General features: G+C 44.2%; 13 protein-coding genes. 4 read left to right on the top strand and 9 right to left on the bottom strand.

Annotated features, from left to right (window positions below; genetic code table 11):
- Window positions 1-11 precede the first annotated feature (11 nt).
- From rbsD to PAHA3_RS08785, 4 genes are all read right to left on the bottom strand, one after another.
- Window positions 12-413 (bottom strand): D-ribose pyranase, encoded by a 402-nt coding sequence (gene rbsD / locus PAHA3_RS08800; protein WP_062834391.1) that lies wholly within the window; start codon window positions 411-413, stop codon window positions 12-14.
- Complete coding sequence (gene rbsK / locus PAHA3_RS08795; protein ID WP_062834390.1) at window positions 413-1,291, bottom strand: ribokinase; 879 nt, start codon at window positions 1,289-1,291, stop codon at window positions 413-415. The genes rbsD and rbsK overlap by 1 nt, the downstream gene beginning before the upstream one ends.
- Before the next feature lie 4 nt (window positions 1,292-1,295).
- Window positions 1,296-2,273 (bottom strand): LacI family DNA-binding transcriptional regulator, encoded by a 978-nt coding sequence (locus PAHA3_RS08790; RefSeq protein WP_062834389.1) that lies wholly within the window; start codon window positions 2,271-2,273, stop codon window positions 1,296-1,298.
- A 248-nt stretch (window positions 2,274-2,521) separates the two neighbouring features.
- A complete protein-coding gene (locus PAHA3_RS08785; RefSeq protein WP_062834388.1) occupies window positions 2,522-2,956 on the bottom strand; it encodes a nuclear transport factor 2 family protein in 435 nt (144 codons plus the stop codon).
- A gap of 187 nt (window positions 2,957-3,143) precedes the next feature.
- Here PAHA3_RS08785 and PAHA3_RS08780 point away from each other — a divergent pair, with 187 nt between their 5' ends.
- Entirely contained in the window at window positions 3,144-3,713 is a 570-nt protein-coding gene (locus PAHA3_RS08780) for a TetR/AcrR family transcriptional regulator (protein ID WP_062834387.1), read from the top strand.
- 155 nt (window positions 3,714-3,868) lie between these two features.
- Here PAHA3_RS08780 and PAHA3_RS08775 read toward each other — a convergent pair whose 3' ends face one another.
- Window positions 3,869-7,051, bottom strand: a complete 3,183-nt coding sequence (locus PAHA3_RS08775) for a sugar-binding domain-containing protein (RefSeq protein ID WP_062834386.1) — start codon at window positions 7,049-7,051, stop codon at window positions 3,869-3,871.
- A gap of 99 nt (window positions 7,052-7,150) precedes the next feature.
- On the opposite strand from PAHA3_RS08775, the gene PAHA3_RS08770 reads away from it, so the two are divergent.
- Complete coding sequence (locus PAHA3_RS08770) at window positions 7,151-8,005, top strand: helix-turn-helix domain-containing protein (protein WP_062834385.1); 855 nt, start codon at window positions 7,151-7,153, stop codon at window positions 8,003-8,005.
- Between the two features lie 554 nt (window positions 8,006-8,559).
- On the opposite strand, the gene PAHA3_RS08765 is transcribed toward PAHA3_RS08770, so the two are convergent.
- Window positions 8,560-8,973, bottom strand: coding sequence for a cupin domain-containing protein (locus PAHA3_RS08765; RefSeq protein ID WP_062834384.1), 414 nt, complete (start codon window positions 8,971-8,973; stop codon window positions 8,560-8,562).
- A 270-nt stretch (window positions 8,974-9,243) separates the two neighbouring features.
- On the opposite strand from PAHA3_RS08765, the gene PAHA3_RS08760 reads away from it, so the two are divergent.
- Both PAHA3_RS08760 and PAHA3_RS08755 read left to right on the top strand, forming a co-directional pair.
- Window positions 9,244-9,723 carry a TetR/AcrR family transcriptional regulator gene (locus tag PAHA3_RS08760; RefSeq protein ID WP_371327905.1) on the top strand — a complete coding sequence of 160 codons (480 nt, stop codon included), beginning with the start codon at window positions 9,244-9,246 and terminating at the stop codon, window positions 9,721-9,723.
- A 157-nt stretch (window positions 9,724-9,880) separates the two neighbouring features.
- On the top strand, window positions 9,881-10,849 hold the full coding sequence (locus PAHA3_RS08755) for a DMT family transporter (protein ID WP_153028186.1): 969 nt from the start codon (window positions 9,881-9,883) through the stop codon (window positions 10,847-10,849).
- A gap of 101 nt (window positions 10,850-10,950) precedes the next feature.
- On the opposite strand, the gene PAHA3_RS08750 is transcribed toward PAHA3_RS08755, so the two are convergent.
- The 3 genes from PAHA3_RS08750 to PAHA3_RS08740 form a co-directional block, all read right to left on the bottom strand.
- Window positions 10,951-11,418 carry a DUF4309 domain-containing protein gene (locus PAHA3_RS08750; protein WP_167350859.1) on the bottom strand — a complete coding sequence of 156 codons (468 nt, stop codon included), beginning with the start codon at window positions 11,416-11,418 and terminating at the stop codon, window positions 10,951-10,953.
- Between the two features lie 23 nt (window positions 11,419-11,441).
- Complete coding sequence (locus PAHA3_RS30390; protein ID WP_062834382.1) at window positions 11,442-12,092, bottom strand: hypothetical protein; 651 nt, start codon at window positions 12,090-12,092, stop codon at window positions 11,442-11,444.
- Window positions 12,093-12,386: 294 nt separating this feature from the next.
- Window positions 12,387-13,520 carry a serine hydrolase domain-containing protein gene (locus PAHA3_RS08740; protein ID WP_062834381.1) on the bottom strand — a complete coding sequence of 378 codons (1,134 nt, stop codon included), beginning with the start codon at window positions 13,518-13,520 and terminating at the stop codon, window positions 12,387-12,389.
- Window positions 13,521-13,578 lie beyond the last annotated feature (58 nt).

Below are 13,578 nucleotides of genomic sequence, written 5' to 3'. Positions count from 1 at the left end.
CAACCTCCTTTTTAACCGAAATGGACTCCCGATTGTAAAATGCAATTGGCATAGGGTGTGGCTTCACCTGTGCGGATAACAGCTTTCACCTGCCGTGTTAATTCTTTGAATTGTTCGTGGCTGACGGAAGCATCGATAGCTTCTACCCCGAATTTCTCTGTGATGAATCGTAGGGCTACGGGATTGCCTTCGCAAATCTCTTCGGCCACAATGACTTTCTCAATGACCATATCTTCAGCGATCACTTCCACCACTTCGCGAAAACTTGGTGTTCCCAATTTAAGGGCCAGATCAATTTTGAGTACCCCGTCCGGTACCGGCAGACCTGCATCCGCAATCGCAATCATGTCCGTATGGCCCAGATCAGACAAAATCTTGGAAATGTGACTATTCAGCATGCCATTTCTTTTCATTACAAGCTCTCCTCTACTTCATCACGCGTTGGCATGCCGCCCTGCGCTCCGAACTTGGTGACGGACAACGATGCAGCACGATTGGCGAAGCGTATGCTCTCTTGCAACGGTTTGCCTTCAGCCAAAGCAACTGCAAATGCGGCGTTGAACGTGTCCCCTGCCCCAGTGGTATCCACTGCGTCAACCTTGTAAGTTTGGACCAGAATTTCCTCTGCCCCATCAAAATAACGAACGCCTTTACTGCCTTCCGTGATGAACAATTTGTTAGGATATTGACGTAATGCCTCTGCCGGACTCATGCCCTGAAACAAAATCTCGGCTTCATGCTCGTTCGGCGTGATATATGCGGCATTGTCGATCACTTCTTGCGGCAATGTTCTCGCTGGAGCAGGATTGAGCAGTAAAGGTGTTCCGAATTCAGCACATCGTGCACTCACATGAACAACCGTTTCCTCCGGAATTTCCTGCTGAATTAGTACGATATCTGCATTGCGGATCACTTCCGCTGCTTCATCGACATATGCAGGAGTGACTTCGCGATTCGCCGCTTCAACCACTACGATACTATTATCACCTTCCGCCAGAATGATATGAGCCGTTCCACTTTCTAAATGTGTAACCGGTTTCACATTTTGCGTATTTACAGCATTTGCTCTAAAGTTCTCTAAAATATCTTTGCCAAAAGCATCGTCGCCTACCCGGCCGATCATCGCAACCTTGGCACCCAATCGTGCAGCGGCGACAGCCTGATTGGCTCCTTTGCCACCAGGAACCGTTTTGAAGCTATCGCCAAGAACGGTTTCACCCGCTCCCGGCCGTCTTGCAGAAGTAACAACCAGATCCATCGAACTGCTTCCAATTACGCATATTTTAGCCATCTGATCACACCTTTCTCGTTGTGCCCCGTTCGATGAAGCTGACGGGCAACTGTATGTTTTTGTTCTCTATTGCAGCTTGTTCCACAAGCTGGATAAGTAATCCCGCTGCTTCTCTTCCCATCTCGTATGCTGGCTGACGGATGGTGGATAGTGCCGGTGACAGCAGGCTGCTCATCGGAATATCATCGAAACCAATCACTTGTACGTCATCAGGAACCTTTCTTCCGATTCGTGATGCTTCATGCAGTACGGCCATGGCTGCGATATCATTACTGGCAATGACCCCGTCTGTGTCCGCATATTTCCTGAATAATTCTTCAGCCCATACCCCTGCCTCGTTAATCGAAAACGAGGTCGTCTGAATGACGTGATAGTCTAGCCCTGCATCACGGATGATTTCAATCGCGCCTTCGAAGCGATCCTGCGCAGGTCTGATCTGTGACGGTCCTTGCATAACCGTGATCCGACGACTGCCGCGGTTGATGATCTCCCTTGCAGCTAGTCTTCCACCTTCCCTGCCATCCGCATACACGGATGGACGATCCAGTGAAGTTCTGTCCAGAAACACGACAGGAATCTTCAGTTTTTCATATATTGAAGAATGAGGGTAGTTCGTTGAAGAGATCACACCGACCACGTTGTTCTGGATAAACGTCTGGATGTAATCTTGCTCCTTCTGTTCATCCTCATCACTATTTCCGAATATCAGTCTATAATCCTGCTCCTGCATCCGGTCCTCTACGCCGCGGGCCAACTGCGGGAAGTAAGGGTTGGTAATATCCGGCAACAACAGGCCAATCAGTTTGGACTTGCGCTTATATAATGAGCGAGCCACTTCATTTGGCGAAAAGTTAAGCGCCTTCACAGCATCTTCGACTTTCTTGCGTGTATCCGCATGAACATAACCTCTATCATTAATGACCCTGGATACAGTAGCTACAGATACGCCAGCCAACTGAGCTACGTCTTTAATTGTTGTCATAAGTTGCTCTCCTCTATGTGTAACCGGTTACAGACACTAAATTATCATATTATTTTTAATTTGACAAGCGTTTTCATTCTGGAAATTTCTCCAAGTCCATTGGAAAATGGACTGTAATACACGCAAACCCAAGCCATACTGCCTGTTCGACGCCTGAAATAACATGCTGCAAAACATAGAAAATGACGAGAGCATCAGTGAACGCCCTCGACATTTCTTTAAGCATTATTTTGGGTATATCATTATGCTTACAGAGATCTTGCTTCGATGATGATATATTGTGAAGTACGCTCCTGTATCAACCACTTTTCGCCCTGGCGAACATAAACATCATGATATTGAACACTATAATCGGTGAGAACTTCTTTGCCTTCTTCGTCCCTAACCATTTTGATCTGAGAAAATAGAATGCCTGTTGCAGTATCACCTTCCACGTTCACTACATGCTGTGCATTCGTTGTGAAATAGCGTTTCACCAGCGCCACATGACCGTTAAACTCTTCTTCTAGCTGCTTGGTTCCGGTTACTTCGGACATCAGTTGATCACCAAAATACACTTTAAACCGTGTATCCGGTGTGAATAAGAGCATCTGATCTGCAATTCTTTTGGCATCGGTTAATGTAGCATACGAGTCCACCAAATCTCTCAATTCGGATTTTGCTTGTAAAATTTCCAGTGACATATCATTGTCCTCCTTGATGTATCGTCTGAGCCATAGCATTTTGTAATCCAACATTTGTTGAATAAGTATGACTTATTGATTATTATAAGGAGTACAAAAATAACTACAATCGTTAATCTGGCGCTTTTTGTTCGATATCCAACGTTCAATAAAAAAGTGATAGATATCTCGGGGTGGAGGTTACCAAGTGCACATTAAAATCGATCGAAGAGTGGTCAAAACGAAACAAGCGATCTTCCAGTCCTTTCTTTCTCTCATTGCCGAGAAAAATTTTGAGGACATTACAATCAACGAAATTGCTGATCGAGCTAACATTAATCGGGGAACGGTATACTTTCATTACAGTGATAAGTATGATCTGTTGAACAAGTGCATCGAAGAAAACTTAAACAAAATGATATCCGCAACCACGACAACGAATGCGAATGGTGAAACGGTTGATCTCATTCAATCCTCTTTTCTACCTGTAATCCGATATTTCGAAGAGCATCATCGTTTTTACGCTTCAATGCTCTCTAACAAAGGAATTCCTGCGTTCCGTGAACAGATGTTGGAACTCGTGACAACGCACATAAGGATTAACATCAATATGGATGGTGACAATAGCAGCTACAGCAAAGAATTCGTCACTCAATTTATGGCATCAGCCTTTGTCGGCATCATCGAATGGTGGATTATGAATGATATGCCTCAGTCATCGGAAGATGTGGCGGAACAATTATGGGGGCTTCTAAAAAGAAACCAAGTTATAAATTAGGTCGTGCCTGAAAACTTCGAAGGAAACAGTTTTTGAGATGCGCCCTAGAATACTAAGCTTATGTTACGCAAAAAATTCGTATCTCTTACTGTTTCATGAAAAAATAACGTCACTTGAGAGTAACGTTATTTTTCCTTCATTTCATTTTGCTTGGATCAGCTACCGTACACTTCAAATGCACGATGTCCTGCCCTAACTCCCTGCGGTAACCCATTGTATACAATTCTTATATACCTGCCCTTTGCTTCAAAATGATCCATCCGTGTCTGTTCATGTGATGTCTGCCCCGTCTGGTTAACGACCACACGCCATTCGATTGCATCGCTTGAAACCTGAATCACGTATAGGAAGTTACCTTGCTCGTGAAATCTTACTTTGCTTCCTATGATGGAACGTTCCTCTAACAAATCCACCTGCCACCAGTGGCCTGGATGATCGTCTTGTGCCTGCCAGTAGGTCTCATCGACACCATCGTTTCCATACGTGGCATCATTGCCATCGTTCATGCTATCGCTTGATGCGAACTTCCCGCAGGCAAGCTCATGCTCCGAAGTGCATAAATCAGCAGTTCCTGTCAGGGCAGGCTGATCATTCTTCTCAAGCAATTGGCGAAGCTCTTTCAACTCCATCGATACTTTGGGGGCAAAAGAATCTGAAGACATATAGTCGATTAAGCTTCTGCGAAGCTGCGCTGCGACAGGTCGACTGTCCATATCATTCTCGATATCGATTCCGCAGATGATCACCTTTCCTTTTCCAATGGTATATTCCGCAAGATTCATCAGTTTTCGGTTATGAACAAAGTTGGGGATGACCTGAACAATCGGGTTAAATGCAATATCATCGTTCACCACAAGAGTTACGGATCGCTCCAGCAGGTCCTTCCATGGATATTCCGCGTACTCCCTGGTCGGGAAGTCGCTCAAGGCCGGATGTTCAGAATCAACCATAATGCCACATGGAGCTTCAGTTGCAAAATGTGCTGGACTCCAAAACACCGGATAGAACTTCCCTGGGGTCGTATTTCTTAAGTCACTATCCTTCGCCAAAAATAAAACGGTCCCTCCCTCTTCAAGGGTCTGCTCCATTCCTTTGTCCAGACTACGTTTTACCATTATGCCCTGAGGAAGTTCCTGATCCTTCCCGCTGCATTCGTATACCCAGAACGGCCATTCATTTCGTATTTCGCTACCCTCCATTTCCAAAGATATCGTCAGTCTGCAACTTTTCTGTATTCGATGTGGGGCGTTCGAAACCAAGCGACCTAACGGTTGACCTGATCCAAGAGGAATCGTATCTGTAAGCAGAGAACCTGAATCGAGCGTGCGGCCCTGCCCATCTGCAATTGTCCACTGGATGAAGGACGGTGGAAGTTCTTTTACTCCAAAATGGGCAATGTTGATTTCTGCCACATACAGCTCTGTATTCGTATAGATGCGTTTCGGCATGCGAAGCAACAGTACCGTTGGCCCACAAAACTCTCGGAATTGTTGAGGTTCGATCAAACCCTTCGATTCCCAAAATGCATTAAGCAGACCCACTGTTGCGGTGCTCTGACCAGGGAAATCATGCAAATCCAGCAACTGAAATCCTCCAAGACTCGGCGTGCGCAGTGCAGCTTCGATCTCATCGCGATATAATTGCATCGCCAACATGCCTGAACCGTGGACGAATGAACGAAGGTCACCAAGCAAGCCTCTTTTTTTCATATCTTCGTGGATGACCTCCAGATTAACCGGACGCAATGCACCGCTATACTTCTCCATCTCTTGTACATCCGGGTAGACAGCATACTGTCCCACTTCATGTGAAATAACAGGTACAGATCGATTGGCTACGGCGTCTCGGAAGTCTAGTTGCGTGGACAACGCTAATTCTTCCGGGAAATATTGACCGCGAACACCAATGCCATCAACCGATTGGGCTATAAACAGATCATCTGCTGCATCAAGCTGCCGATCCCAGTTCGTGGTGAGCGTGTATAAACGTCTGTCATCGAACGATTTCAAGTCTTCTACCATCCGGTGCAACAGGTCGAAGTCACCATTCAATTCATTGCCATTACTGTAGATACAAAAGGAAGGATGATTCCCGTAGATATGAGCAATTCGTCGAACCTCCTGAGGCAAGTACATGTAATGCTCTGGGTGCGTCCCAACTGCCATATTCCACGTATCCATCCACATGGGAGACTCGACTTGCAGGTAGACCCCCAATTGATCAGCTGCTTCGAATGCTGCTTCAGGTGGGCACCAGGAGTGAAAACGGATATGGTTCAATCCATAGTTCTTAGCTGCCTGAAACAGCTTGAGCCAAGATTCAATGTCCATCGGCGGATGACCTGTATGTGGGAAGATACAACACTCCAAGGTTCCTCGCAAAAAGATAGGCCTTCCATTCATCTGCAATTCTCTGTCCTTGCGATGAAAATATCGCATGCCAAATGTCTGATTTTCTGCAATGTGAATCGGTCTGTATTTTTCCAATAATACATTTGCTTCTATTCTCAACTCATAGATATTGGGATTGAATTCATCCCATAACAAGGGGTTTTCACCCATATCCACTTTCCATTCAAAGTTTTCAGAGGATGCGGCGGAGACAAGGATGCTTTTATCTATGTCAGGAATCGCATTCGGTGCTACGCCATGTTTGATATGCGCGGATATTCGCAACTTGGCATGAGCTTCAGTATCGGTTTTATTATGGCATGTGCCCTTCACTACAACGGAACGCAGATCCGGCTCTGGGAAGACCTGTATATTATTGATCCAGAATGGCTCTGAAATATGTAGCTCCATCCGGCCTATAATTCCATTCCAGATCGTTTGCGTCTCTTCTGTATAAGCGCTCGAATGACTACCCAGATTCTGAACATCCCGATTATCAATCCGAAAGGTGAACCGGTTGACCTTTCCAGGTTGAATGAATGTACTCACGTCATATTCATGAGCAACGGATAAACTATCTTGCTGCCCGGCAAGGTGACCGTTCACCCATAAGGTGGATTGAAACATGATCCGCTCAAGATATATGACAAACCGTTGTTCAGCCCATTCAGCAGGCACATGGATTTCGTATTCGTACCATGCTGATCCAATATAGGAATGCCGCTGCCGTAGAGAACGGACCGTCTCCCGATCCATCTCATCGCCCCATTCCGTTTCGTCTCCAATGCAGTTGACTGTCAGCGTACCAGGGAGTGTTACCAGATGCTTTGATTGGGAAACGAACGACTCGTGCCATTGTTCGGTTTCACCGATATCATGAGGATCCAGTACGTATTTCCACTCCCCCGCAAGTTGAACTATTCTCTTGTTATGCTGCTGATCTGACATGCGGCTCACCTCTTATTTCCACTAATATAGAACGCTTTCATTCCAAGTGATTCTCGTATATTATTTTAGAATAAGTATTGTAGCGAAAGGAATGAAGATATGGCTAACAAACCAGACGATCCTGCTATATTTGAAACAAAAAAACAATACACACATCCTCCTGGTATTCTGGTGTCCGACCACTATATTCAACCCTATGGTTACTCCTGTTATCGTGCACAAGGAACCAAGGATTGGCTAATCATATATACTTTATCGGGAAAAGGACGTATTCATAATGGAGCCAGTGGATACCTGAGCTGTACAGCAGGAACATTGACCATTGTCTCTCCTGGAACCGCACAAGACTATTTCACCGAGCAAGGACATGTATGGGATAAAATGTGGGCTCACTTCATTCCACGTCTACCTTGGATGGATTGGATACCCTCCAGCAATACAGATGGCCCGATCTTTCAACTCCATATCGATAAGGAAAGCTCCCGGAGAGCCATTGAATCGGCTTTTAGCAGAGTGATCTCCTACAGATTATACGAGGATTCCATGTTGAGGGATGAGCTGACATTGAATGCACTGGAAGAGGTCATCTTGTTGGTCGCCAGTCAGCATCAATCGAAAAAGGAACTGGATTCACGCGTTCAGGAAGTGCTAAACATTATATCTCGGCATTACATGGATCATATTCTTATCGAGGATTTGGGCAAGAGGGTGTGTTTATCCCCTTCCCGTCTGTCTCATTTGTTCAAGGAACAAGTGGGAGATTCCATCATGGAAACGTTAATGAAGTATCGCTTGAAACAAGCTGAACCATTACTTCAATATACCCTCAGGCCCATTACCGAGATTGCTCTGGCGGTTGGCTTCCATTCACCCGACTATTTCTCCCGGCAATTCTCCAACCACTTTGGAGTCTCCCCATCGAACTATCGGAAGAAATATAGGGAAGCCATATAAGCTCCAACTAAGCATAATACTATGCAATTCTAACTTGTCCGTTGGCCATGTTGAATACTGTTGCTTCAGCAATTTATTAAATGCCCTGCCCATCGCTTCCTTTATAGCCGTTTCAATTTTAGGTGTAAATGCCTCATAACTTCGTGAACACTGATTAGCCAGCCCACTTTGAAAAGTGATTAAGCTAATGAATATATCATGTAAGACCTTTGGTGTTAAAGCTTCATGCGAAGTCACATCTGTTAAAACTTCCCGCAATATATCTTCATTTAACACGGTTTCCATCAGGTCATATTTATCAAAGAAATGGTAGTAAAACATCGCTCGATTACTGGTCGCTTTTTGTGTGATATCCTTGATCGTAATAACATTTATTGAATTAACAGATAGGAATTCTATCCCTAGTATTCCTTATCATTCTTTTATAAGTGGTAAGCAGAAAAAGCCCTACCGTTCCCGGTAAGGCTTTTCTTGATTTCCCTATCATTACAGAAGGCTTACTAGATGACATTCAGTCACCTTTTCGCCATATTACTGTTCATATTATTCACCGCTTATTTTGTAGCTCTTCCGTAAATTTCATCTGTCACAGGTTCCAACCATTCCGGTGTACCCGCAGTGATGGCAATATGTTCAAACCAACTATCTTTAGCGGCCCCATGCCAGTGTTTCACACCATCATGAGTCACAATAACGTCGCCTGCTTTTAGGAATTGAGCAGGTTTTCCTTCTTCCTGATACCAACCTTCTCCACCAGTCACTAACAACAGCTGAAATCCACCACGGTGGATATGCCAGTTATTTCTACATCCCGGTTCAAACGTTACATTCCCAACCCCCACATTCACTTTGGGATCAGCAACCAAGGATTGCAGATAACTTTGCCCTACAAAATATTGTGCATATGCTTCGTTTTTCTCTCCTACCGGGAAAATAACTCCATCTTTAACTTCTTCATGCTTAGCCACTTCGAGTACCTCCAATGAATTAATTTAACGAATTGTGTTCACCATTGTTCAAAAAAAACACATAAGTGCGATATCGCACATTCGTGTATAATATAAAATAATTGTACTGCCTCTGCAAGGATCAAATGAACCTGATCTGTGCCTTATTGCGCAAGGGGACAACATTTGTGCAATTACTCTCTGGAAAGAATGGTGATTACTATCGTTTCTATCACAGATCGAAGAATACTTAAGTCTCAGGAAGCGATCAAATCCGCTTTTATCAAGCTCATGAACGAGAAACCTTTCGATACCATTACGATGCAGGATATCTCTGATCATGCTAATGTCGGCCGCAGAACGATATACCATCACTATTCGGACAAATTCGACTTGCTGGATAAATTAATCGAAGAACATATCGATGAACTAAGAAGATTGTGCAAGGAAGCATGCGATCTGGATTTTATAGAAAGCAATGTACTTTGGTTCGATTATTTTGAAATTCACTATTCATTCTTCTCAGCTATGTTACGGAGTAAAGGAGCCCCTTTTTTCCGCAGTCGCTTCCTCGCTCTCGTTATTGAAGAACTGGAAGATGAGGTGAATATAACGGAGGGAAAAAATAAAGGACTAACGAAAGAAGTTATTCTTACGTTCTTTGGTACAGCGATCGTTGGTATCGTGGAATCCTATTTCACCAATGGATTACCCCGGCAACCTCATACTGTCGCAGAACAAGTTGGGATTTTATTAGAAAGGAATCTATAACAAAGACGCTTCATGAACCGTTCCTCTTTTATAATCTAACCACCTGGGGAGCGGTTTATTAATTATCATTACAAACATTGGCGTTATGTGATATGGTTTGTGAGGATATTAGATTCGTACATACATATATGCATGAAATGCGAGGAGAAGATCGAAAGTGATAGAGAGAAATACCCTTAAGAAACCAAGTAAGTTTAGTGATCCTATTTTTGTCATGCTCGTGGCAAGCCTGTGTTGCTTGTTATGGGGAAGTGCGTACCCGTCCATCAAACTTGGATATATCGCATTTAACATTCTGCCGGAAGATATTGCTTCCAAGTATGTATTTGCCGGATACCGTTTTACACTGGCGGGTATGCTGCTCTTGCTCCTGTCTCGTATCGTTAGAAAACAGAAACTCCAATTGTCCAGGCCTCAGTGGACAGGCCTTATCATGTTAGGTATATTGCAAACGGGTTTGCAATATATGTTTTTCTACGTTGGCGTAGCCAATACGACGGGTGTCAAAGGCTCCATTATGAATGCAACTACGACCTTTTTCAGTGTTGTTCTGGCCCATTTCATTTATAAGAATGACAAATTAAGCAGAAATAAAATCGTTGGCTGCTTGCTCGGATTCGTTGGTGTAATCATCGTAAACTTCCATACGGATCTGCTTGCTTTTTCCTTTTCATTCACAGGCGAAGGCTTCGTGATTATAGCAGCACTTGTTTTCTCCGTTACGGCCCTTTATGCAAAACGTCTCACAGCTACGATCGATGTTCTGATCATAACAGGTGTCAGCTTATTCGTCGGAGGACTGGTACTTACGCTGTTAGGTTTATCACTCGGCGGTCGGGTCACTCATTTTACTCTGGAATCCACTAGTAACTTGATCTACCTGGCTTTACTGTCATCCGTCGCATTTTGTTTGTGGAATATGCTTCTCAAGTACAACAAGGTCGGAAGAGTGTCTGTGTACAACTTCCTAATCCCTGTATTTGGCGCATTGTTATCGGCTTTATTCTTAGGTGAAACGATTCTGGAACTGAAAAATCTGGCTGCATTGCTGTTTGTGTCGGTCGGCATTTATTTAGTCAATCGTGTACGTTCTGTGCAAAGCTCTAATAACACTCCAATAAAATAGACTACGCAACCACTGCCATGGATAACAAAAAAAGCCGCTGATCAGCGGCTTTTCATGTATATACCAATACGATATACTTTCGTTTCTTACGATGTTATACCTTAATATATACTCGTAAAGTCAATCAAGTCCTCTTCTTCCTCATAGTTAAATACAATGGCGTGATTACCTAATTCGTATACCATCTCATAACCGCCAACGACTTCATTGTAATATTCTGAGGAAGGTTTCCCCATCCATATTTTCACATTCCATGGAGAAAGATTCTGCTTCTCATTGTACAAATCAAAAACGGCAATACGTGATTTATTGGTAAGTTCGTGCATGTATGAATCGAATCCGACGCCGAATTTAGAATAATAATAGAACGCTCCCCATTCCTCGTTTGAACGAGAGGTTGGTTTCCCCAGTTTTTTTTGCGCATTTTGAAGCGTCATGCCAATCTTAACATCCGTTCTGCCGGGTAATGCACCCTTTAAAGCGGCTTCCTTCAGGCTTTTCAGGTAAGCGCGATCGCCAACTCCCGAGTTAGGCCAAGCTTTTGAACGGAGGTTACGCGTATCTTCCAACCGCAATTCCAATTTGTTTACATTCAGCTTAAACGTATTAACTCCATAGACGAATTGAAGGTTGTTGTAATTTTTGAACTGTACTCGGGCACCTGAAAGAGTACGGATTCCATCATTTCTGCTTGCAGAGTAGGAATCGTCGATTTTTTTCCCTTATTATCGACAAATGTTACACGGCGCAATTCCCCAGAGCGAACAATATACGTTTTCACCTCATTGAAATTAGAAGTTCCCCAGTCAGTGATCATCAGCATATCTGGTGTACTAGCCTCTTTGCTCTTCACAACGAAGTTCCAGGTTTGAGGTAAAATAATCGTATTCAGATCCAGTTTTGCTGCTTGGACTGTACCGTATGCTGCACCTTTTTTCAGCAAGGCTGCACGATACGTTCCTGAATAACTCTTGTCGCCTTTTTTATTGTTGGTCCAGCCATTTTCTTCAGTCAGCGTGCTCTTCTGTTCATCATAAGCGAAAATATAAACGGTGTAAGCCGTTTGCTTGGCATCACGAAGCGTAAATGAAAGCCGGCTCATACTTTCGAGCTGTTTGGCGGAGATTTGCTCTCCTTTGGCATCGGCATGGGATGGTAGCAGGAGCAATGCGCTCAGAATGTAGGCGAATAAGGTAAGTAAGGCCAGTGAAGCCCATTTTGATTGGTGCTTAGGGTGTATCATCGTTGACTCTCCTTTGAGTAAATAAATAACAATCTAGTAAGCTTTTCTAATTTTAAACCGTGCACAATCTCAACATTCAAACAGGTACTTGCTAACGTGTAATCTTGATCGAACTATGTAATTAATATAGGTTAATATTCGATAAGCATATCCTCCCATTAGTACTATTTTCCTAAGAATGATAACATACCCTTTCTAATAAAGAAATAACAATCTAATGAATCGTTTTTGATCCATATAATATAAAAAGCCGCTTATTAGCGGCTCTTCAAGTAACTACGAATACAATACGATTTACATACAGGAATACACGACATTACGTAAGCGTCGTTGAACGTACGGCTCCTGACTGTTCAGCAGGTGCTGTGCATACATGACCGTAAGTTCTGAATCCGGATCAATAATGGCCATACAACCAGCAGCGCCGCTCCACCCAAATTCACCAAGGGGACTAAGTGAGCCACTGCCTGCTTTGGAGATATGTGTCCGGACACCTAGTCCATAGCCGTATCCATACATATGATCCCAGGAATAATCACCGCGGGTCATCTCGTTTAGGTGATCCGTTCGCATCAGTTCCACTGAAGCTTGAGACAGAATCCGTACGCCTTCTGGACTTGTACCAAGACCAGTAAGCGCGTTCAGAAAACGTGCATAATCGCTAACGGTGGATAGCAACCCTGCACCGCCGCTCTCTAGCTCAGTACCCACACGGAATCCATTGCCATCCATACGTACAGCTTTCTCAAGCTCATCATTGTACGCATACTGCGGAATCAGGCGCGACTGCTGCTCATCGTTCAGATTAAACGCCGTATCGTTCATGCCAAGTGGTCCAGTGATTTCTTCCCGCAGATACGTACCAAACCGTTTGCCACTTACCACTTCCACCAATGCTCCGAGCACATCATGGCACATGCTGTAGTTCCAGTGTGTCCCTGGTTCAAACAGCAATGGTTCTTTCGCAAGCGCTTTCGCGAAGTCCCGTGTCGGCAATGTTCCGTTGGTTCTTTTGACGGCTTCCTGAATGCTGGGGTTACCGACATCATAGGAGAAGCCGGCAGTCATGGTAAACAAATCACGTACTGTAATGGCTCTTGTCGCCTTTTCCAGTCGGATCTCTCCGTTTGCCATCGTTTTCTTAACTGTCATCTCAGCATACTCAGGCAGATAATCGGACAACGGATCGCTTAACAGCATTTCCCCTCTCTCCACCAGTTGCAAGCCTGCAACGCAGGTCATGATTTTGGTCATGGAGTATAGATTGAAAATCGCTCCATCGCCGATCGGCGTTTTCTCCTCCAGATTGGCGAAGCCATTGCGGTAATGGAAAACGGTATCATTTCGATGCATCACCAGCACCTCTGCCCACGGAATGCGCCAGGATGTCATGCGGTCAATAAATGAAGCAAGCGGTTTAAAGTCCATCTTTCCCCGTCCTTTTATGTATAATCGTATATCATTTTGCGATGTGGTCCATGTTCAC

This window comes from Paenibacillus amylolyticus, assembly GCF_001570725.1.
GTDB lineage: Bacteria > Bacillota > Bacilli > Paenibacillales > Paenibacillaceae > Paenibacillus > Paenibacillus amylolyticus_A.
The sequence above is the reverse complement of the archived record's forward strand: the minus strand, read 5'-3'. Positions and strand labels throughout refer to the sequence as shown.

Bases quoted from the DNA above. Each gene is read 5' to 3' on its own strand.
- rbsD (WP_062834391.1), bottom strand. From the start codon at position 413: ATGAAAAGAAATGGCATGCTGAATAGTCACATTTCCAAGATTTTGTCT.
- PAHA3_RS08785 (WP_062834388.1), bottom strand. From the start codon at position 2,956: ATGTCACTGGAAATTTTACAAGCAAAATCCGAATTGAGAGATTTGGTG.
- PAHA3_RS08760 (WP_371327905.1), top strand. From the start codon at position 9,244: ATGAACGAGAAACCTTTCGATACCATTACGATGCAGGATATCTCTGAT.
- PAHA3_RS08770 (WP_062834385.1), top strand. From the start codon at position 7,151: ATGGCTAACAAACCAGACGATCCTGCTATATTTGAAACAAAAAAACAA.
- rbsK (WP_062834390.1), bottom strand. From the start codon at position 1,291: ATGGCTAAAATATGCGTAATTGGAAGCAGTTCGATGGATCTGGTTGTT.
- PAHA3_RS30390 (WP_062834382.1), bottom strand. From the start codon at position 12,092: ATGATACACCCTAAGCACCAATCAAAATGGGCTTCACTGGCCTTACTT.
- PAHA3_RS08790 (WP_062834389.1), bottom strand. From the start codon at position 2,273: ATGACAACAATTAAAGACGTAGCTCAGTTGGCTGGCGTATCTGTAGCT.
- PAHA3_RS08740 (WP_062834381.1), bottom strand. From the start codon at position 13,520: ATGGACTTTAAACCGCTTGCTTCATTTATTGACCGCATGACATCCTGG.
- PAHA3_RS08775 (WP_062834386.1), bottom strand. From the start codon at position 7,051: ATGTCAGATCAGCAGCATAACAAGAGAATAGTTCAACTTGCGGGGGAG.